This is a genomic window from Arthrobacter sp. S39 (genome assembly GCF_004320525.1).
Taxonomy (GTDB): Bacteria; Actinomycetota; Actinomycetes; order Actinomycetales; family Micrococcaceae; genus Arthrobacter.
This window is the reverse complement of record NZ_SIHX01000021.1, coordinates 20,757-40,649: the sequence shown is the minus strand read 5'-3', so window position 1 is coordinate 40,649 and position 19,893 is coordinate 20,757. Positions and strand designations below refer to the sequence as shown.

The window sequence follows — 19,893 nt, the reverse complement described above, 5'->3', positions numbered from 1 at the left end:
ACCCGTTCGCCACTAATCCACCCACAAGTGGGCATCATCGTTCGACTTGCATGTGTTAAGCACGCCGCCAGCGTTCATCCTGAGCCAGGATCAAACTCTCCGTTGAAGTAAAACAAAAACAGACACAACACGCGCCCCCCGGGAAAACGGGAAACACACACTGCAAAATTTGAAACCAGCTGTAAAAACCAGACCACACCACGGGGTGGCGGACCTGGTCAATTCAACCAATTCAATACAATAAATTGGTATCAACAAACTTGGCACACTATTGAGTTCTCAAACAACAGACACACCCGGCACCACCACAACCATTTCAAACGGCCGTAGATCGCTCCGGAGCAACCTCTCAAACTTACCCGGTTTCCCGCTCCGATGCAAATCCGTATTTCAGGATCTTCATCGGCAGGAAACGCGTCCCCACCGAATTGAGGCGCTCTAATGAGCTACCAGAATTTGGTCTTGAATTTGGGGGTTTGGCCGCCCGTGGTAACCAGCTCTTCGCTGTCTCCCTCGCGGCGACTTAGAAAACAATACACCCACTCAACCCCCACCGCAAATCCACCCCGACGAGGGCCACTAACGCCGTCGCCCCGGGCCCAAAGCCGTCATCGGCACCCAAAGCCGGGTGCCGCCGTCGTAAATGGTTTCTGTGTGCTGCCGCACAACGGCCGGGAGGGGATCTCGACAGGCTCGATCACCGACCAGGGCCCGATCCCCGGACGAGACGGATCCCCTGTGGCCTTAAAAGCAGAAGGGCCGGCAACCAAATGGTTGCCGGCCCTTCTCAAGCAGCTGGAATCAGCGGTGCTGGATTACCAGGAAGACTTGGTGATGCCCGGGAGCTCACCGCGGTGAGCCATGTCGCGGAAGCGAACACGGGAGATACCGAACTTCTGGAAGGTACCGCGGGGACGGCCGTCGATGATGTCGCGGTTACGCAGACGGATCGGGGACGCGTTGCGGGGCAGCTTCTGCAGGCCGAGGCGTGCAGCTTCGCGTGCTTCGTCGGTAGCGTTGGCGTCGACGAGGGTCTTCTTCAGTTCGAGGCGCTTGGCAGCGTAACGCTCAACGATGACCTTGCGCTGCTCGTTGCGAGCAATCTTGGACTTCTTAGCCATGGTTTAGCGCTCCTCTCGGAATTCGACGTGCTGGCGGATCTTGGGGTCGTACTTCTTCAGAACCATGCGGTCCGGATCGTTACGACGGTTCTTGCGGGTTACGTAGGTGTAACCCGTGCCCGCGGTCGACTTGAGCTTGATGATCGGACGTACGTCCTTGTCCTTAGCCATTAGAGCTTCACTCCCCGAGCAAGGATGGCGGCGACGACTACGTCGATGCCGCGCACGTCGATGGTCTTGATGCCCTTTGCAGAAAGCTGCAGAGTGACGTTACGGCGCAGGGACGGAACCCAGTAGCGCTTCTTCTGGATGTTCGGATCGAACCGACGCTTGTTGCGACGGTGCGAGTGCGAAATGCTGTGCCCAAAGCCCGGCTCGGCCCCGGTCACTTGGCAGTGTGCTGCCATGACTTCTCCTCAAGAATTGAATGTAATGATCCGCATATCTGCTGCAGGATCATGCGTCTAAGTGCGACCCAAAGTGATCAGGGTGAACGGTTAGTCACGCAACTTGAGCCCCTAACTACCGGCTACCCTGGAGAAAATTACCGGGCCACCGGAGCAATTGCGCACGCTCCGCGCACTTAGCGCCTACCAAGTCTACGAGTTCAGGCAATTAAAGACCAATCCGGCCGCAGATGGTGTATAGGCGCCGGCGTTGCGGATGGTCCGATTCATTGCTTCCGGGCGGATAATTTCACAGCTGAATGAAAGCTTCGGCCCGCATCTTTGAATCATGAACACACAACTTTTGCCGGCTCCTACGGCGCACAAGGGACCTGATGGCGCCGGGCCGCGTGCGGGTTCCGGCGAGCGCGCCGGATCTGGCCGCTTCGCCGGCCAGCACCGGCTGCGCATGCTCCGGACGGACCTCCTGACTGTCGCCGCCTGGGCGTCGATGGCCGCCGCCGTCGCCCTTTGGCTGGCCGACGGCGGCGCTGCCAGCATCAGTTCACCCGCCTCCGCAGTGACGGCGGCCGGGATCGTGGCCGGCCTGGTGGGCATGGACCTGGTCCTGCTGATGCTGCTCCTGGCGGCCCGCATTCCGCTCATCGACCGGACAATCGGCCACGACCGCGCCCTGGAGTTCCACCGGGTGCTTGGCAAGCCGTCCCTGTACCTGCTCCTGGCCCACGGGCTCCTGGTAGCCGTGGGTTACGGGATGGCGGAGGGCCTGGACCCTGTCAGCGAGTCGGTTGCCCTGTGGGTGCTCGTGCCGGACATGTGGCTCGCGTTCGTGTCGATGGGACTGTTCATCGCCGTGGTGGTGACCTCTCTGGTGGCGGTCCGCCGGCGCTTCCCCTACGAGTTCTGGTACGCCGTTCACCTCCTGACCTACGTTGCCGTGGGCACCTCGATCCCGCACCAGTTCAGTGTTGGCGGCCTCTTCGCCGAGGGCACGTGGCAGCGCTGGTACTGGCTGGCCATCTGCGCTGTCACAGGCGCCGCACTGCTGTATTTCCGGGTGGTCCAGCCGCTGGCCGCCACCTCGCGGCACCGGCTGACGGTGAGCCGGGTGTGGAGCATTGCACCGGGCGTGGTGAACATCGAAATGACAGGGCGCCAGCTCAATCGGCTGACCGGGAACGGGGGCAGGTTCTTCGTCTGGCGGTTCCTGGCCCGCGGGCTGTGGTGGCACTCCCACCCGTTCAGTCTCTCCGCCGAGCCGCTCGCAACGGGCCCGGACGGTGCGGGCACGCTCCGCATCACGGTCCGCAACCTCGGCCGGGGTTCGGCCCAGCTGGCCAGTCTCCGGCCAGGAACAAAAGTGGCCGTGGAAGGGCCATACGGATTGTTCGGCACGGCGGCACGGAGCCGGGACAAAGTGGTGTTGATCGGCGCCGGTATCGGAATCACCCCGCTGCGTGCGCTGCTGGAAACTACCCCGTTTGCCCACGGTGACGCCACGGTCCTGCTCCGCGGGAGCACGAAGCAGGAGTTGTACCTCAGCGACGAGCTCCTGGAGATCTGCCGCCGCCGCGGTGTGCGCCTCTTCCACCTCATCGGCCCCCGCGCCCGCTGGGACTCCCGCAGCTGGTTGCCCGCAGACGCAGTCCGGAGCGGATACAGCCTGGCCGCGTACGCACCGGACATCGCGGAGGCAGACGTCTATATCTGTGGCCCAAACCGGTGGGCCGGCAACGTCATCGCCGAGGCCCGGGCTGCCGGGGCCGGGGCCGAACAGATCCATCACGAAAGGTTTGACTGGTGAAAGCACGAGGAGCAGTTTCTGCGGCCCTGGCTTCGGCGGGCATCCTCCTGGCCGGCTGGCAGGCCGGGGCCCAGGTGGTCGAAACCAGCAGCGCCGTCGCGGCATCCGCAGGTACAACAGGCACCGGGACCGGGACCACGGGGGCAGCCGGCACCGGTTCCGCGGGAACCGGCGCCTCCGGTGCGGCCGGGTCCGCGTCGAGTTCCGGCGCGGCAGCTTCCTCCGGCGCCTCCGGCTCATCCGGCGCGGCGGCAGCGTCTGCCACGTACAAGGGCGCCTTAGTCCAGACCCGGTTTGGCGCCGTCCAGGTGCAGATCACCGTCAGCGCCGGCAAAGTCACCGACGTAACGGCCCTCCAGCTCACCGATGACGACCGCAAGTCCGTCCAGATCAGCAACCGCGCCGCCCCGCTGCTGCGGAGCGAGGTGCTGGAGGCGCAGTCCGCCGACGTCCAGACCATCGGCGGTGCGACCGTCACCAGCGACGCCTACCTCTCGTCCCTCCAGGCAGCCCTCGATGCCGCGAATCTCTGACGCAGCAGCTCCCCGGCACCTCCGGACCGCGCTGAAGGCAAGCACCTTCCGCTGCATGGGCACGGTCATCAGCCTGACGCTGCCGTCCGGACGCGCTGCAAAAGGAACCGCTTTGGAAGGGCACAGCACGGAAGGGCACCTGGCGGAGGACGAGCTGGCGGCCACCGCCGCCGTCGTCGAACGCCTCTTCCGGGAACTGGACCAAACCTTCAGCCTGTACCGGCCGGATTCGGAGGCGAGCCGCCTGGCCCGGGGCGAAATCACCCTGCGCGGCGCCTCGGACGCGATGCGCGAACGGTACGCCGAGGCGCTGGAATGGCGGCTCCGCACAGAAGGGGCGTTCACGCCGGAGCGGGCAGACGGCGTGCTGGATCTTTCAGGACTGATCAAAGGGCATGCCATTCGGGAGGCCGGGACCTCGCTTCTGGCGCTGGGGCGGGAGGACTGGTGCCTGAACGCCGGCGGCGACGTGCTGGTCAGCGGCTCCCCGGTTCCCGGCACCGGGCAGCCGTGGCAGGCCGGGATTGTGGATCCGGCGGACCGCCACACGCTGCTGGCCGGCTATCCGCTCGGCAATGGACGACGGCGGCGCCGCGCCTTGGCGACGTCCGGTTCCGCAGAGCGGGGAGACCACATCTGGTCCCCGGCAGGTGCGGCCCCGGCGTTTGTGCAGGTATCGGTTGCGGCTGCCGACATCGTGACCGCGGACGTGTTGGCGACCGCCATCATTGCCGGCGGACTGCCCATGCTTGACCGGGCCACGGACGGCTGGGACGTGGACGTCCTCGCCGTCAGGGCCGACGGGACACTGCTGGCGACCCCCGGCTTTCGGGGCCAAGGGATTACAGCTATAGCCGTGTGAGCTGGGCGTACTTCGGCGCCAGGCCGTCGCCGGAGGACTTGCCGGTCACGCGGCGGACCACCCACGGGCCGGCGAATTCCTTGACCCAGCGGGCGTTGGCCCGGAGGGCATCCACGCGGCCGAGCTCCGGCACCGGCGTCATGGGAGGGACCTCGATGGAGTGGTCGTGCTCCAGCACATCGAGGACCCGCTTTGCCATGTTCGCGTGCCCGGCAGCCGACATGTGCATCCGGTCCTGGGCCCACATGCCCCAGTCGTAGTACTCGTTGAAGCGCCAGTAATCCACCAGCAGCGCGCCGTGGTCCCCCGCGATTCCGCGGACCAGCTCGTTGTAGATGGCGGTGCGTCCCCGCATGGTGCTGAAGACTTTGGAGCCGCGGGCGTCGAACCCGGTGAACAGGACCACCGTGGCGCCGGTCGCGCTCAGTTTGCGGATTCCGTCGTCGTACTCCGCCAGCAGATCGTCAATGTCGATCCGGGGGCGGAGGATGTCATTGGCTCCGGCGTAAACGGTCACCAGGGTGGGTTTAAGTTCGACGGCGGCATCCACCTGTTCGGCCATGATCTGGCGGAGCTTCCTGCCGCGGATGGCAAGGTTGGCGTAGCCGAAGCCCGGGTCTGCTGCCCCCAGCTGTTCTGCCACCCGGTCTGCCCAGCCGCGGACACCGTTGGGACGGGCAGCGTCGTCGTCCCCGACGCCTTCCGTGAAGGAGTCACCAAGGGCTACGTACCGGGCCGAAAAATCCATAGCGCCAGTGTGTCATCTGTTGCTGGGAGCAACCAAGTGCCGTTCCCGCACGCGGTCACGGCGTGCCTGGCGCCGGCTCAGGTCTCGCGGAGGATCCAGTGGTCGTCGTCAAGGCGGGCCACGATCTTCTCGCCGATCCTCGCCAGGTCCGCCACGTCCCGTTCCGTCAGGGCATCGAGGAACTTCGCGCGCACCGCCTCCACGTGCCCCGGCGCGAGGGCCACCAAAGTGGCCATGCCGGCGTCGGCCAGGTGTGCAGTGGTGACGCGCGCGTCACCCGGGTGTGGCCTCCGCTCCAGCCAGCCGCGCTTCTCCAGCTTGGTGACCACGTGCGACAGCCGCGACAGCGAGGAACTGGTGCGGGCGGCCAGTTCACTCATGGCGAGGAAGCGTCCCTCGGCCTCGGAGAGCATGGCCATGACGTTGTAGTCGAACAGCGACACCTTGCCTGCGGTGTGCAGCTGGTTGTCCAGGGCTGCCGGAAGCATGGTGTTGATGCTCAGGAGGGCCAGCCAGGCACGGCGTTCATCGGCGTTGAGCCAGCGCGGTTCGGTCATGGATTCATTCTAGGAGCAGGCCGTGGTTGAGCGTTCAAGTGACGCACCGGACGCGGCGGGCCCGTCCCGGTAGGCTGAGTCCATGTTTGTTGTGTCGTTGACCTACAAGGTGCCCGAAGACATTGTGGACTTCCACCGCCCCGCGCATATGGCCTGGGTCAAGGAAGAGTTCGACGCCGGCGTGTTCCTCGCGTCCGGACGCAGGGTTCCGGCGGTGGGCGGCGTCCTGCTGTCAGGCGCCGACCGCGCCACCCTGGATGCTTCGTTGGCCCGGGACCCGTTCTTCAGCAACGGCGTGGCAGAGTTCGAGATTATCGAATTCAAGGCCACCAGCGTCGCGGAAGGCTTCGAGAACCTCCTGGACACCTAGGCGCTGCCGGCGTCGGCCCGCCGCGATTCGGCCAGCTTTTTCAGGCCGCCTTTACGCGGCACCTTCACCGGCTCGGGCCAACGCGGACTGAGCGCGTCCCCCAGCGTGATGCCCCTGATTTTCCGGCCGAACAGCGGCAGCACCCAGTCGTTCACCCAGCGCCGCTGCCGCCTCTCCCATTCGCGCAGGCTGAGCCTGGCGGGCGGATCCCAGTCCTTGGGCCTGATCTTGTGTGGAACCCCCAGCTGGTCCAGGACCTGCCCGGCAAGGTACTTATGGCCGGCCTTGGACATGTGCAGCCGGTCCGAATCCCACATCCGCCGGTCGTGGAAAGCGTCCAGGCACCAGTAGTCCACCAGGACGGCGCCGTACTTGGCGGCGATCTCCCGTACGCGCTGGTTGTATGCCGCGTTCCGTTTCTTCAGCGGCTCCAGCAGGGCTGACACCTTGACGTCGAACCCGGTGAACAGCACCACGGTTGCCCCCGTGCCAGCGAGGCTGGCCACCAGGTTTTCGTAGTCGTCCATCAGGGCAGCCATGTCCGTGCCCAGGTCAAGGATGTCGTTCCCGCCGGCGTACAGCGTGACCAGCGTGGGCCTCATGGCCAGAGCCGGCTCAAGCTGTTCAGTGATGACGTGCCGGAGCCGCTTGCTCCGGATGGCCAGATTGGCGTACCTCCAGCCGGGCCGGGCTTTCGCCAGCTTCTCCGCTACCCGGTCAGCCCAGCCCCGCACCCCGTTGGGCAGCCGCTCGTCCCGGTCCCCCACGCCCTCGGTAAACGAATCGCCCAAGGCGACGAATACCCGCCGGCCCTCCAGCTCCGGAAGCAAAGGATTAGCACCCATCCGACGAAAGTAACCGCCCAAAGAGACGCCAAGGTAAACGGACAGCAACCGGCGGAGTCCGCGAATCGGGGCCGGATCGGTCCGATCAGCAGCTACTCAGGCCCTGTCATATTTTTGCGGCCGATGGTCACGATCAGGTAACGTTGGCGGCTGGCCCCAACGCAGGGCCCCGGGCGCCCGATCGATGGACCCCGCTGCGCCCCTTCGGCGCCTGCTAGCTCTGGCCCCGCCAAGGGGCCCAAAGATGCTTTCCGCACTCGTCAACGTCTCAAGTGCGTCAGCCGTTTCTTCCTGCCTAAGCCCGGAGGTATCTTGTTCAAGAAAATAGCCATCGTCATGACCGTGGGTGCTGTGTCCCTGACAGGATGCGGCCTAATCCCTACGACCAACGGGGCGTCTGACTCATCCTCGGCCGACAGCGCGTCTTCCCCTGTCACTCCAGCCCCAACTGCTACGGATACGGCGTCTCCTGCCCCCACGGCTTCGAGCAGCCAGGCCGTCGCTGCGGCCGCGGCAACCGAAGCGACGGCCGTCACCTCGGCGCCGGCGCCTGCCGCGGCCCCTGCGCCCGCGCCTGCGGCCGCCCAGCCGGCCAGCCAGGCTCTCGCGACGACCGGTGACGGTGCGCAGGCAGCTACCGCCTTTGGTTGGGGCCCGGTCCTGACGGGCGACGAATTCTCCTACACCGGGGCACCGGACCGGACGAAATGGAGTGTTTATAACAGTGCAGGGCATGCAGGCAAAGGCGTGCGCAGCCCCCAGGCCTGGTCCGTAGCCAACGGCGTGGCCACCGTTAGTGGAGATGCAGCCGGCACCACTGGCGGCATGTCCGCAAAGTTCGCGGAGCAAAGGTTTGGTCGTTGGGAAACCCGCATGAAAACCAATGCGCGTGACCCGAAATACCACCCGGTCCTGATCCTGAACAACAACAGTGCCCCGAACTGTGCCGAGATCGATTATGCCGAGGGCAGCTCAGTCACTTCCGTGATGAGGTTCTTCCTGCACTACGCCTGTGGTGGAGCGGATTTCCAGACCACAGCGGCGACGCCCGTCGATGGCACCCAGTGGCACAACTACGCGGTGGAGTGGACCCCGGCCGGCATCAGCGGATACGTCGACGGGGTAAAGACCTTCACTGACACGAACCCTGCCCACCAGCCCGCTGCCGTCATGAAGCAGACATTGCAGCTGGATTGGTTCCCGGACGGCTCCGCCACCAAGCCCTCGCAGATGCAGGTCGATTGGGTCCGCGTCTACCAGTAAGACTGGCCTCTCCCGCTGCGAGGCTCGGCGTACGCTACAGCTCGGCCTTGCCCTGCCGCCAGTAACCCATGAACGCAACCTGCTTCCGGTCGATCCCCACGTCCCGGACCAGGTACCGGCGCATGTCCTTGATGACTGCGGCTTCCCCGGCGATCCAGGCGTAGAAGGGCATGGCGCCGGCCGGCATGTCGGGGTTCTTGGTGGCCTCGATTTCGGCTGTTTCCATCCGCGCGGGGGTCTCCCAGAGGATGTCCACGTCCACGTTGACGTCTTCGGGCTCGGGGCCGGCGCCGCCGTCGGACGCTTTGATGCCAACCCAGCCGGGTTCAGGAACCGCCGAGCGCACTGCCTGCTGGAGCAGCTCCCCGTGCGGGCGTGAGCGTCCGATCGCCGCGCCGCGGGCCAGCCAGGTGATTTCGACGTCGGCCGGCGAGGTGAGTTCCAGGAAGTCACCGGCCTCGGGGACCTCCAGGAACGCGTGGCCGGTCATGTAGGACGGCAGGCTTTCCAGGATGGCGGAGATGGCCGGGACGGCCGTTTCGTCGCCGGCAAGCAGGATGCGCTGTGCCATTCCGGGCCGCCATTCGATGCCGCCGTAGATCTCGGCGGTGTAGCACTGGGCGTGGCGGTTGTTGGGGCCGATGATGGTGATCGCATCCCCCGGTTTGGCGTTCCGGGCCCAGTTAGCGGCCGGACCGCCGTGGCCATCGGCGTCGAAATGCATCACGAAGTCGACGTCGATCTCCGGGTAGACCGAATCCAGCCGCGACTGGCGGACCGTGTAGGTCCGCATGGAACCCCGTTCGGCGGGGTCCATGGCCAGCCACTCCCGGTACCAGCCGGACTGCGTCATTTCGAAGACCGGCAGCGGAAGCTCCGCGCCGTCCTCCGCCAGTGAGGGGATCATCAGCTTGATCCGCAGGTCACGGGTGTCTCCGTTCACGCCGAAGTCGCGCAGGCAGTAGCCGCCGAACGTGATGCGGCGGAAGTTGGGACTCAGCTCCTGCACGGAGGAGACGGTGACCTCAAAGGCCAGGGTCATGGGCTCGGTGGCGGCGATGTCGCGGGTTTTCATGAAACGAGCTCCAGTTCGGTGGCGGTGGTGTGGTGGCGGCCGATGGGAATGATCAGGGGCGTGCCCGAGACCGGGTCGGGTATCACCCGGGACTCAAGGCCGAAGACGGTGCGGACCAGCTTTTCGGTGACAACGGTGGTCGGGTGGCCCAGGGCCACCACTTCCCCGCCCTTCATCGCGATGACGTGGTCCGCGTAGCGGGCGGCCAGGTTGAGGTCGTGCAGGACGATGGCCACGGTGGTGCCGCGCTTGCGGTTCAGGTCAGTGATCAGGTCCAGGACTTCCACCTGGTGTGCCAGGTCCAGGTACGTAGTGGGTTCATCCAGCAACAGGACGTCGGTCTCCTGGGCCAATGCCATGGCGATCCACACCCGCTGGCGCTGGCCGCCGGAGAGTTCGTCGACGTTCCGCTCAGCGAGTTCCAGCGTTTCCGTCGCTTCCAGCGCGCGCTGCACCGCGGCGTCGTCCTCGGTGCTCCAGCTGCGGAAGAAGCCCTGGTGCGGGTAGCGCCCCCGGCCCACGAGGTCGCGGACGGCGATGCCGTCCGGCGCGGTGGGGTGCTGCGGGAGGAGGCCGAGGGTCCGGGCCAGTACCCGGGCCGGGCGGGAGTGGATGTCCTTGCCGTCCAGCGTCACCACGCCGGCCGCCGGTTTGAGGAGGCGGGACAGGCCGCGGAGGAGCGTGGACTTGCCACAGGCATTGGCGCCCACGATCATGGTCACCTTGCCCTCCGGGATTTCAGCCGTGAGGCCGTCCACCACGCAGCGCTGGTCATATTTCAGAGTGAGGTCCTGGGCCCTGAGAACGGCCATGTCAGGCATCCTTTCGGTTGGCTGTGACCAGGAGCCACAGCAGGAACGGGGCACCGAGCGCGCCGGTGATCACGCCGACGGGCAGCACGGTGCCGTCCAGCAGCAGGGGCGCCAGGTTGGCCGCGAAGTAGTCGGCCGCGAGGACGATCAGGGCGCCCACCAGGGCCGACGCCGGGAGGCTGGCCTTCCGGGTGAAGCGCCGAGCAATGGGGCCCGCCAGGAAGGCGACGAACGAGACGGGGCCGGCCGCCGCCGTCGCCACCGCGGCGAGTCCGACTGCCGTGATCACCACAGCGAGGCGGGTGAACCCGACGCGGATGCCCAGCCCGGCTGCGGCGTCGTCGCCGAGTTCCAGGATGCGCAGCGGCCCCGCGAGGGCGATGACGGCTGGGACCAGGACCAGGAGCGCCAGGGCCAGCATGCCGGCGCGGTCCCAGTTGGCGGAGTTGAGGGAGCCATTGAGCCACACGAGCGCGTCGGCCGCCGTACGGATGTCCGCGCGGGTCATCATGAAGTTGACCACCGCGTGCAGGGCGGCGGCGATGCCCACCCCGGCCAGAATGAGCCGATTGCCTGCGGCGTTCCCCCGGTTGCCGCCGCCCGAGCCCAGGGACGGTCCGCGCGAGATGGCGTAGATGAGGGCTGCGATGCCCAGCGCACCGCCCAGTGCCGCGCCGGACACGGCCGGACCGGTGGCGCCGAAGACCACGATGGCGGTGACCGCGGCCGCGCTGGCGCCGTAGCTGATGCCGATCACGTCGGGGCTGGCCAGCGGGTTGCGGAGCATGGTCTGGAACAGGCCGCCGGACAGGCCGAAGGCCACGCCAATCATGATGCCGATCACCGCCCGGGGCAGCTTGTTCTCCATCACGATGAAGCTGGCGCCCGGAATTTTCTCGCCGCCAGTGAGGTGCGCGATCAGGATCTTGAAAAAGTCCGGGATGGTCACCGTGTAGCTGCCCAGCAGGACGCCCGCGGCAAAGAGGAGAACGACGCCGAGGGCCAGGACTGCGGTCCGCCACTGTTGCGCTATCAGTTTTGGTCGTTTAGACCCGGTTTTGGCAACCGGAAGTGATAGGTCAACGGGGGGTTTGGTTTCGACGCGGCTCACAGCCCTGCTCCCTTGCCGCGGCGGATCAGCCAGACGAAGACCGGCGCGCCCACCAGCGCCGTCATGATGCCGGCCGGCACCTCGCCGGGAAGCAGCACCACGCGACCGATGATGTCCGCGCCGAGAAGCAGCGCCGGGGCCAGCACCAGGGAGAACGGCAGGATCCAGCGGTAGTCCGGGCCGGTGAGTGACCGGACCGCGTGCGGAATAACCAGGCCCACGAACCCGATGGGACCTGCCAGCGCCGTCGCGGAACCGCAGAGCAGCACAATGCCGAGGGCCGTCACGCCGCGGGTCAGGCCAACGCGCTGGCCGAGGCCGCGGGCGATGTCGTCACCGAGGGCAAGGCTGTTGAGGATGCGGCCGGTGGCCAGGATGATCAGCGCGCCAACGGCGAGGAACGGCAGGCCCGGCAGCACCACGGCCCAGTCGCGGCCGGCGATCCCGCCCACCTGCCAGAAGCGGAAGCGGTCCAGGGTGTCCTGGCTGGAGACGAGGATGACGCTCATCAGGGAATACAGTCCGGCGCTGAGCGCGGCCCCGGCGAGGGCCAGCTTGACCGGCGTCGCCCCGTCCCTGCCCATCGAAGCGATGAGGTAAACCACGACGGCGGCAGCTCCGGCGCCGATGAAGGCGAACCAGATGTAGCCGCTGAGGGAGGTAATGCCAAAGAGATAAATGCCGGTCACCACGGCCAGCGCGGCTCCGGCGTTGACGCCCATGATGCCCGGATCGGCCAGCGGGTTGCGGGCGACGCCCTGCATGGCGGCGCCGGCGAGTCCCAGGGCACCGCCAACGAGGATTCCGAGGACGGTGCGGGGGATGCGGGCGTGGACCACGGCGTGGTCGCCGTTGGCGGGGTCGAACTGGGTCAGGGCCTGCCATACGGTGGCCAGGGAGAGGCCCCTGGCGCCGATGGCCAGGGAAGCGGCAGCTAACAAAGCAAGTACGACGACGGCGGCCAGCAGCCAGGCAGCCTGCCTGGTCCTGGGTTTCCCGCCAGCGCGAACGTTTCCCCCGGCGCGAACGTACACTTGAGGCCCTTCATGCGACCCGTTTAGGGCCCCAAGTGTACGTTCGCGCTGTCCGGCGGGTGCCGCCGTCGTACTTTCCGTCATGAAACGGTGCTTACTTCACTGCATCCGCTGCGGTGGCCAGCTGCGGCAGGAACGTGTCCAGTGACCACGGCAGGCTCAGCGGGGAGGAAGCCGAGATGGACAGCGTCAGGGTGTTGTCCGAATCGGCAACCAGGGCGCCGGTCTTGATGGCCGGGATCTGGCCGAGCAGCGGGTCCGACTTGATGGAATCGGTGGTGGCGGCGTCCGGAACCCAGGTGACGAAGATGTCGGATTCGAGTTCATTGGCCTTCTCAGCGGACCACTGGATGAAGAACTCCTTGGAACCCTTCGAGTTGTCCTCCACAACGGACGCGAGCTTCATGCCGATCTCGCTGAGGAAGCGGGGGCGGTTGTCGTTGGCGGTGTAGACGTTGACGCCGTCAGCCGATGCGGGCTCCAGGTTGCCGTAGATGAAGCTCTTGCCTGCAATCTGCGGGTACTTGGCGACCTTTTCCTTGATGGTGGCCTCGGTGTCGGAGATGAGCTTGGTGGCTTCGGCTTCCTTGCCCAGCGCCTTGCCGATGATGGACGTTGAATCCTGCCATGAGGTTCCGTAGGCAACCTCAGGGTGGGCCACCACCGGTGCGATCTCGTTGAGCTTCTTGTAGTCCTCTTCGGTCAGGCCGGAGTAGGCGGCCAGGATGACGTCCGGGGTGAGCTTGGCGATCTCGGTGAAGTTGATGCCATCGGCCTCGGAGAACTGGACCGGAGCCTTGTCCGAGCCGAAGCCTGCGCCGAGATCCTTCAGCGCTGCGTCCTTCCACGGCGTGGAGCCCTGCTCGTTGCCGCCCCATTCGTTCTTGGGGACGCCCACCGGGACCACTCCGAGGGCGATGGCAACGTCGTCGTTGACCCAGGAGACGGTGACGACGCGCTTGGGCTGTTCCTTGATGGTGGTCTCACCGAAGACGTGCTTGATGGTGACCGGGAACTGCGAGCTGCTGGAGCTGGAAGTGCTGGCGTCCGACGTGGTGGACGCGGGTCCCGTGGAGCAGGCGGAGAGGGTGAGTGCCGCTGCGGCCAGCACGGCCGTTGCCTTGCCGGCTGACTTGAACAGCGTGCGGCGGGTGGCACTCGGGCCGGAGAAGAGGGGGGAAGTCACGGAACTCCTTAGGTGAATGATGCGAACCTAAGTAAGGCTAGCCTACCCTCCGGTGCATTACGCAAGGTTTGCGTATCTTAATTCCCCGACGTGACGAAGCACACAGCCCGCCACCCCACCGGGTCAGCGGAGCACGATGTCCACGGGGTTGGCCTCGGACCGCCACTCACCCTCCTGGCCCGGCCGGGGCCGGATCACCGGGGCGGTCAGCACGCCGGAGCGGTTGGTGCGCTTGTCCCGCAGGATTTCGGTCACCGAGCCCAGGTGCCGGGACAGGTCGATCACGTTCTCCGGCGCGGCCAGCAGCAGCTGGAACCCGAATTCGTGCAGCGCCTTGATGCCGGCACCCGCGAACTCCTCCGACGCCAGCACAAACGCCTCATCCATCATCACCGTGCCGTACGTGGTGAACCCCTGTTCAGCGATGCCCAGCTGGTAGCTCAGCGCCGCGGCCATGATGAACGCGGTGAAGCGCTGCCGCTCGCCGCCGGACATGGAGCCGGTGTCGGCATGCATGTAGACGTCGGTCCGCTTGCCGCCGCGCGGGCCGGTCACCTCGCGGTGCTCCTTGCACTGGATAAACAGGTGCCCGCGGACGTCCAGAACCTCGGCACGCCAGCGCCGATCCTCCGGGGTCTGCGAGCCGAGCCGCTTCACGAGCGTTTCCAGGGTTTTGTACCGGGCGGTGAGCTCGGCGTCGTCAGTTTCGGCATTTTCCGTCCTGCCGTGCCGGGTGTGCCGGGCCTTCAGCGCGTTCTGGATGGCGTCCTTGAACTGCTTTGCCGTGGCCGGCAGGGTCTGCTTGATGTCCAGTTCCAGGAAGCTGCCCTCATGGAAGTTGACCTCGGACAGGATGCCGTTCAGCGGCAGGATCCGGCTGGTGATGGACCGCCGTTCCTCGTCCAGCAGGTGCAGCAGCGTGCTGAACGACTCGTGTGTGCGCTGGTTGAAGAACTGCCGGAACTCGGTCTCCTGCGCGGGAAGGCCGTCGCTGACGATGGCGTGGTACCGGGATTCGAACTCCCCCGCGGCGCCGACCGAGGTGCCGTGGTCCGCGGAAATGGCGGTTCCCCACTCCCGGACGAAGCCTTCAAAGATGCGCGTCAGCCGCTCGGAGGTTGCCTGTCCGCGTGTCTCGGCAGCGTGCAGCTCCCCCAGCAGCGCCGTCCGGACGCGGTTGGCCAGGTTGTCCAGCTCGTGCATCTCGCTGACGTCGCCGAATTCAGTGAAGTACGGTTCCAGCGCTGTAACGGTGGCGTCCGACGGCGGCGCCTGCTCCAGGCGGGCCCGCGCGGCTTCCAGCAGCGAATCCGCGTTGCTCAGCTGCCGGTCGAGTGCCTTGTATTCACTCTGCAGGACGGCCGCGGCTTCGGTGCTTGCCTGGTGCTTCTGCCGCGCCGCCTCGATGTTGGCGCGCAGCGGTTCCAGGTCGGCCTGGGCAGCCAGGGCGTCCTTGAGCCGCTGCTCGATCCTGGCAAGTTCCTCCGCGGCAACCGCGGCCGATACCTGCTCCCAGGGGCGGTGATCCTCCGCAATCAGCCGCAGCGCATCGAGCTGCCGGCTCATGCCCTGGTGGGACGCTTCGCGGCTTTGGGCCAGCTCGGCAGCCTTGGCCAGCTCCTGTTGCAGGTCCTCCACCTGGGCGGCCACGAGCTCCAGCTTGGCGGCGTTGTCGAACCCGAGCACGTAGTCCTGGCGGCCCGTGAAACGGTCGTCCTTCTCTACCGTGTGGCGGTTTCGCTTGACCACCCCGCCCAGGCTCAGGCCTTTGTCCAGCGTGGCCAGCTCGTCGGGGTCCGCAACGCACGGGTAGGCGAAATCGAGCGCGATCCGCTCCCGGATCCATTCCCCGGCGTCCGTCACCGCGCCGCTGGCGAGGATGTCCAGCTTGGTGAGGAGGTCGCCGTCGCGCACGTCCTCCACGGCCAGCGCGCCGCCGGCGAGCGGCTTGGACACGTCCACGGCGCGCAGGGCCCCGCGGACCTTGTTGTCGTTCAGGTAGCGGGTCACCGCGGCGAAATGTTCGCCCGGGACCAGCAGCGTGGTGGCGAGGTTCCGGAGCGCCCGTTCTGCGGCGGGACGCCACTGCTCCTCCCCCTCGGCGAGGTCGATCAGCTCACCGCCGAACGGCATCCGGTCCTCCGGGACGCCGGTGGCCGCGGCAATTGCCGCACGGTTTTCAATGCTCGACGGCGGCAGCAGGGACTTGCGTGTCTTCAGCGACACAAGCTCCTGCTGGGCAGCCGCCAGCTCGCGTTTTTTGGTGGCGTGGCCGTCGAACGCCTCGAAGCGGAGTTCCTGCAGGGCCTGCGAGTCATCCTTGAGCTCGGCCGACCGGGCGGCCGCCTGCTCGTGCGCCTGTTCCCAACCGTCGGCGGTCCACTCAAGCTGCAGGCCGGCGTCGGACAGTGCCTTGCGGGCCGCTTCCTCCACCTGCTGCCCGAGCCTCAGGCCAACCCTGGCGTTCTCCAGCGACTGCTCGATCGCGGAGATCGCGTTGCCACCCTGGTTGTTGTAGTCGGTCTCCAGCTGGCGCAGTTCCTTGGCCAGCCCGTCCCGGACCGAGCGTTCCGCCCCCAGCTCCTTGGCCTTGACCTGGGCCAGCTCCTTGAACCGGGCAAGGGTCTTTTGGTGGACGGTGACCGCGAGCCGCTGCCTGTAGGCCTCGAACTCCTCGCCCGCCAGCTCCCGGAGCCGATTCGCGTCCAGCAGCGACTGCGCGTAGTCCTTGTTCAGCCCGGGCACCGGGGCCAGCTGGTCCCGCTGCTGCCGCACATCCTCCAGCCGCTGCCGGATGGACATGAGGTTGCTGAATTCCTCCACCACGTCGTCAGCAGCGGCGAGCGTGGCCGGGGCGTCCAGGACCTGGTCGCGGAAGAAAGTATTGACGCTGCCGCCCAGGCCCTTTCCGGCCTGGATCACGCGGAGCAGCGGCAGGGCCTGGTCCGAGCTGATGCCAAGGAGCCGGCGGAAACGCTCCGCAAAAGCCTTGTGCACGTCGAAGACCTGGGCGTCCGGGAAAATCGTCTCCAACGCGGCCTTGGTGAAGCGCTTCTCAGCGATGTCCTCGATGGCCGGGAGATCCAGCGGCTTGGTGTCGATCAGGTAGAAGCGCCCCACACTGGATTCCGTGCCGTTCTTGGGCAGGTCGAACAGTGCCGACACCGTGACGCGGGTGCCCGCGGCGTTATCAAACGTCAGCGCGACGGCGGACCACGTGGCACCCGGGCGCTGGAACGCACTGGCCGAGCCCTCGCCCACCGCCTTGTCGCCCACCTTGCCGCGCATGTACGTGAACGTGGTCCGCTTGTCCTCCACGGCACCGCCGACCCGCTGCGCCGCCGCCTCGTTGGAGCGCGGCCTCGCATCGAACACGCGCAGCATGGCATCAAACAGCGTCGACTTGCCCACGCCCGAGTTGCCCGTCAGCAGGGTTCCATTGCGGTCCACGTGCATCGTATGGGCCCCATGGAACGTACCCCAGTTGACCACCTGCACCAGCGCAAGGCGCATCTGGCCCGGGTTCGTGAGCTCGCCCATCGGCAGCATGGTTGCGATGCTCATGCTTCTGCACCCTCGGTTCCGTTCGCAGCGCCACCGGACACATGCTCTGCGTGCTCGCTCGTTCCTCGCTTAGACGCACGCTGCCGCATGTCCCCGGTGTCACCGCTCGTGCCCGGAACCTGCGCGCCCACGGACGACGACGCCGATGCCGCCCAGGGAGTGGCATCGGGCCTGTCGGAGCCGGGCGACTCGCTGCTTGCAGCGGAGTCGCCCGGCGGAGGGGCGGGGGCGGCATCGGCGTCGTCGTCCTCCGCACCGTCGTCCGCACCCGTGTCGCCGTCGAGCTCTATCAGGGGTTCTGTTCCTGTGGGGTCTGTTGTTGCTGCTACCAGGGCTTCGATTTGGGCCGGGATGTCGCCGATGTTTTCGAACGGGAGGGCCAGCGGGAGGGCGTTGGAGATGGTGTAGATGTCGTCCAGGCCTGTGGTGAGAAGGAGCTGGCGGGCCAGGAGCTTGGTGATGGCGCGGGTGACCACGTCCGAATCCCTCAGCGCGTCCTGCTGGCCGGCGGGCTGGTAGTGGGCCACGAGGTCGGCGATTTCCTCGCGCGTGATGGTGGGATCGGTCTGTGCGGTGACGTGGCGGTCCAGCAGCAGGCGCAGGCGGAGCAACACGATGGTCTCCACCCGGCTCAGCGCACGCTGCTGGCGCAGGATGCTTGAGCGTGAACTGCCGCCGATCGCCTCCGGATCCACCGGGCGCAGGACCGCGATCTTGCGTTCGTGGTCCAGCTGGAGCGTCAGGAACAGCTCGGACAGGCGGCTGCGCAGGATCAGCTGGTTGTCCAGGAGCGTGGTCCACAGCTTTTCGTCGCGGCCGCCGTCGACATACGGGCCCTTGAGCAGCTTCACCAGGGCCTGGCGCACCTTCATGGGGAGCACGCCGGTATCGCCGGGGAACAGCGCCGCACCGTCCACGAAGGTGTCCCGGGGTGTGACGCTGAAGGGTCGTTCAGCGTGCGCAGGCGCCTCGGCAAGTGGCGCGTCCTCGTCAACGCGAGCTGCCGCCGTCGTGGTTTCTTCAGTCATCGTCAATCCTTCTTGAGGGTGACCACCGGCAGGAATGCCTTGCGGGTGGTGCCGTCTATCTGTTCGAAGTCGAGGCCGTCCCAGGCGTCGCGGTCAAAGTCCGCGCCTTCCTGGAGGGCGTGCGACAGGAGTGCCCGGATGGAGTTGATGTGCTGTTCGTCGGGCGGCAGCTGGGCCCAGGCCTCGGCCAGGGTGGACGCACCGGCGACGGCCGCCTTGATGGCTTCGGGCCGGGCCTTGCCCGTCCTCGGCGAGCGCACGCGGTCGGAATCGCTGAAGGCGATGGGGTCCGCGAGCCTGGGCGGAACGGCGAACTCGTCGGGATCGTAGAGCTTGACCATGGCCAGGGATTCGAACCCGGCGTTGAACAGCACCGGACCGCGGATCAGGCCCGGCCGTTCCCGTTCATAGGGCAGCGACCGGATGGCCTGCTCGGCCGCGCGCAACACTTTCCGGAGGCGGACGGACTGGCGGAAGTCGTCGCTCTGGACGTAGGTGTTCAGGCTTTCGCTGAGCTTGCCGTAGATCCGCTGGATCTGGCTGTGCTGGTGGCGGAGCTCAGCCACCAGGTTCTTCAGGGTTTCGCGGTCCTCGGGCGAGAGGTCGTCGGCGAACTGCCGGCTGAGGACTTCGCCGATCGCGGAACGGAACCGCATCTGCTGCTGCGGGTCCTCCAGGAACGCGGTGAATGACCGGAATGTCCTGCCCTCGGGGCTCTGGCGGAGCCGTTTGTCCGCTTCGAGCACCTGCGCCATGGTGGCGCCCTTGCTGAGCGATTCCTCGATGATCTGGTTGCGCAGCTCGCCCACCAGTTCCTCGATCCGGTCTCGCATCTTTTTGTAGTCCGCGGGCAGGCTCGCGGCCAGGTCCAGGATGTTGCCGGCGGCTTCCACGGCTTCGTCGTCATCGAGCAGGCCGTCAAAGTCGCCCGAGCTGATGTCCTGGATCAGCTGCTGCCGCTCCCCAATCTCTTCGGCCAGGGATTCCAGCCGGGCACTCTGGTCCGGGTTCGTCTCGTTGGCCAGCTTCTCCACGTCCCCCAGGAGCGTGCCCAGCCGGGAGCCGTTCAACGTGGAACGCTCGCTGGAGAGGCTGTCCAGGAAGGCGAGCACACGGGCTGCCGGCTCGGTAACCTCATAGACAATCTGGCCCGACTGGTTGCGGCGGGTCAGGAAGTGTTTACGCGTCCACTCGTCGCCGAAGGACTTCCCGTTGGCCGCGCCGCCCAGCCCGGGTTCGTCCCGGCGGAGCTGCTCCAGGAAGGAGTCGACGTCGGCATGGAACTCCTCGAGCGGAAGCTGCGGGCGGGTGCGGGTGAAGGACGCCTGCAGCACTGCGATGACCCAGGGAGCCGAGCGGGTCAGCGCCCACGCCGGTCCCTTGGTAAGGAGTTCGAGGTCCCTGAGCCGGGCGCTGATCGCGTCAGCGGATGACCTGGCGGAGCGGGGCACGCACTCTCCTTCAGCTGCTGGGATGGTTGGGCAGCGCGGATCGCGAAAACTGCCAACTACAAGGTTAACGCAGGCCCCGCCACCGATTAATCGTTGTAGCTTGCTGGCCGCGGGAGCACACT

General features: G+C 66.6%; 18 protein-coding genes, 1 rRNA gene and 1 pseudogene. 5 read left to right on the top strand and 15 right to left on the bottom strand.

The genetic code is table 11. The features are described from left to right. From EYS21_RS22445 to rpmB, 4 genes are all read right to left on the bottom strand, one after another. Window positions 1-106: ribosomal RNA gene (locus EYS21_RS22445) — 16S ribosomal RNA — on the bottom strand; the annotation flags it as partial. A 709-nt stretch (window positions 107-815) separates the two neighbouring features. Beyond that, entirely contained in the window at window positions 816-1,121 is a 306-nt protein-coding gene (rpsN, locus tag EYS21_RS22440; RefSeq protein WP_050687445.1) for a 30S ribosomal protein S14, read from the bottom strand. A gap of 3 nt (window positions 1,122-1,124) precedes the next feature. Further along, entirely contained in the window at window positions 1,125-1,292 is a 168-nt protein-coding gene (rpmG, locus tag EYS21_RS22435) for a 50S ribosomal protein L33 (protein ID WP_013602737.1), read from the bottom strand. After that, on the bottom strand, window positions 1,292-1,528 hold the full coding sequence (gene rpmB, locus EYS21_RS22430; RefSeq protein WP_056342125.1) for a 50S ribosomal protein L28: 237 nt from the start codon (window positions 1,526-1,528) through the stop codon (window positions 1,292-1,294). Before rpmB ends, rpmG begins: the two co-directional genes overlap by 1 nt. A gap of 328 nt (window positions 1,529-1,856) precedes the next feature. Between rpmB and EYS21_RS22425 the strand changes: the two genes are divergently transcribed. Genes EYS21_RS22425 through EYS21_RS22415 form a run of 3 tightly spaced genes read left to right on the top strand, consistent with a single transcriptional unit; the run spans window position 1,857 to window position 4,727 of the window. After that, on the top strand, window positions 1,857-3,332 hold the full coding sequence (locus EYS21_RS22425; protein ID WP_131135454.1) for a ferredoxin reductase family protein: 1,476 nt from the start codon (window positions 1,857-1,859) through the stop codon (window positions 3,330-3,332). Continuing rightward, complete coding sequence (locus EYS21_RS22420) at window positions 3,329-3,865, top strand: FMN-binding protein (RefSeq protein WP_131135453.1); 537 nt, start codon at window positions 3,329-3,331, stop codon at window positions 3,863-3,865. The genes EYS21_RS22425 and EYS21_RS22420 overlap by 4 nt, the downstream gene beginning before the upstream one ends. After that, window positions 3,849-4,727: an FAD:protein FMN transferase gene (locus tag EYS21_RS22415; RefSeq protein WP_242633570.1), complete on the top strand. Its 879-nt coding sequence runs from the start codon at window positions 3,849-3,851 to the stop codon at window positions 4,725-4,727. The genes EYS21_RS22420 and EYS21_RS22415 overlap by 17 nt, the downstream gene beginning before the upstream one ends. On the opposite strand, the gene EYS21_RS22410 is transcribed toward EYS21_RS22415, so the two are convergent. After that, window positions 4,714-5,475: an SGNH/GDSL hydrolase family protein gene (locus EYS21_RS22410; RefSeq protein ID WP_131135452.1), complete on the bottom strand. Its 762-nt coding sequence runs from the start codon at window positions 5,473-5,475 to the stop codon at window positions 4,714-4,716. The two genes, EYS21_RS22415 and EYS21_RS22410, sit on opposite strands and share 14 nt — an antisense overlap. 77 nt (window positions 5,476-5,552) lie before the next feature. After that, entirely contained in the window at window positions 5,553-6,032 is a 480-nt protein-coding gene (locus tag EYS21_RS22405; protein WP_131135451.1) for a MarR family transcriptional regulator, read from the bottom strand. An 82-nt stretch (window positions 6,033-6,114) separates the two neighbouring features. Between EYS21_RS22405 and EYS21_RS22400 the strand changes: the two genes are divergently transcribed. After that, on the top strand, window positions 6,115-6,402 hold the full coding sequence (locus tag EYS21_RS22400) for a YciI family protein (RefSeq protein WP_131135450.1): 288 nt from the start codon (window positions 6,115-6,117) through the stop codon (window positions 6,400-6,402). Here the strand turns inward: EYS21_RS22400 and EYS21_RS22395 are convergent. After that, complete coding sequence (locus EYS21_RS22395; protein WP_131135449.1) at window positions 6,399-7,247, bottom strand: SGNH/GDSL hydrolase family protein; 849 nt, start codon at window positions 7,245-7,247, stop codon at window positions 6,399-6,401. The genes EYS21_RS22400 and EYS21_RS22395 overlap by 4 nt on opposite strands. Window positions 7,248-7,559: 312 nt before the next feature. On the opposite strand from EYS21_RS22395, the gene EYS21_RS22385 reads away from it, so the two are divergent. Next, window positions 7,560-8,510: a glycoside hydrolase family 16 protein gene (locus EYS21_RS22385; RefSeq protein WP_242633569.1), complete on the top strand. Its 951-nt coding sequence runs from the start codon at window positions 7,560-7,562 to the stop codon at window positions 8,508-8,510. 34 nt (window positions 8,511-8,544) lie between these two features. On the opposite strand, the gene EYS21_RS22380 is transcribed toward EYS21_RS22385, so the two are convergent. The 8 genes and pseudogenes from EYS21_RS22380 to EYS21_RS22345 form a co-directional block, all read right to left on the bottom strand. Beyond that, entirely contained in the window at window positions 8,545-9,585 is a 1,041-nt protein-coding gene (locus tag EYS21_RS22380) for a siderophore-interacting protein (protein WP_131135448.1), read from the bottom strand. Next, window positions 9,582-10,397, bottom strand: coding sequence for an ABC transporter ATP-binding protein (locus tag EYS21_RS22375; RefSeq protein ID WP_242633568.1), 816 nt, complete (start codon window positions 10,395-10,397; stop codon window positions 9,582-9,584). The genes EYS21_RS22380 and EYS21_RS22375 overlap by 4 nt, the downstream gene beginning before the upstream one ends. A 1-nt stretch (window position 10,398) precedes the next feature. Beyond that, on the bottom strand, window positions 10,399-11,433 hold the full coding sequence (locus tag EYS21_RS22370; RefSeq protein WP_242633571.1) for an iron chelate uptake ABC transporter family permease subunit: 1,035 nt from the start codon (window positions 11,431-11,433) through the stop codon (window positions 10,399-10,401). A gap of 71 nt (window positions 11,434-11,504) precedes the next feature. Then, window positions 11,505-12,626 (bottom strand): iron chelate uptake ABC transporter family permease subunit, encoded by a 1,122-nt coding sequence (locus EYS21_RS22365; protein ID WP_131135445.1) that lies wholly within the window; start codon window positions 12,624-12,626, stop codon window positions 11,505-11,507. A gap of 10 nt (window positions 12,627-12,636) precedes the next feature. Beyond that, window positions 12,637-13,728, bottom strand: coding sequence for an iron-siderophore ABC transporter substrate-binding protein (locus EYS21_RS22360; RefSeq protein ID WP_131135444.1), 1,092 nt, complete (start codon window positions 13,726-13,728; stop codon window positions 12,637-12,639). A 123-nt stretch (window positions 13,729-13,851) separates the two neighbouring features. Next, window positions 13,852-17,292, bottom strand: a complete 3,441-nt coding sequence (locus EYS21_RS22355; protein ID WP_131135443.1) for an ATP-binding protein — start codon at window positions 17,290-17,292, stop codon at window positions 13,852-13,854. A 233-nt stretch (window positions 17,293-17,525) separates the two neighbouring features. Next, a pseudogene (locus EYS21_RS22350) lies at window positions 17,526-18,320 on the bottom strand (DUF4194 domain-containing protein); the annotation flags it as partial. Window positions 18,321-18,322: 2 nt separating this feature from the next. Next, window positions 18,323-19,771, bottom strand: coding sequence for a DUF3375 family protein (locus EYS21_RS22345; RefSeq protein WP_131135442.1), 1,449 nt, complete (start codon window positions 19,769-19,771; stop codon window positions 18,323-18,325). Window positions 19,772-19,893: the final 122 nt, after the last annotated feature.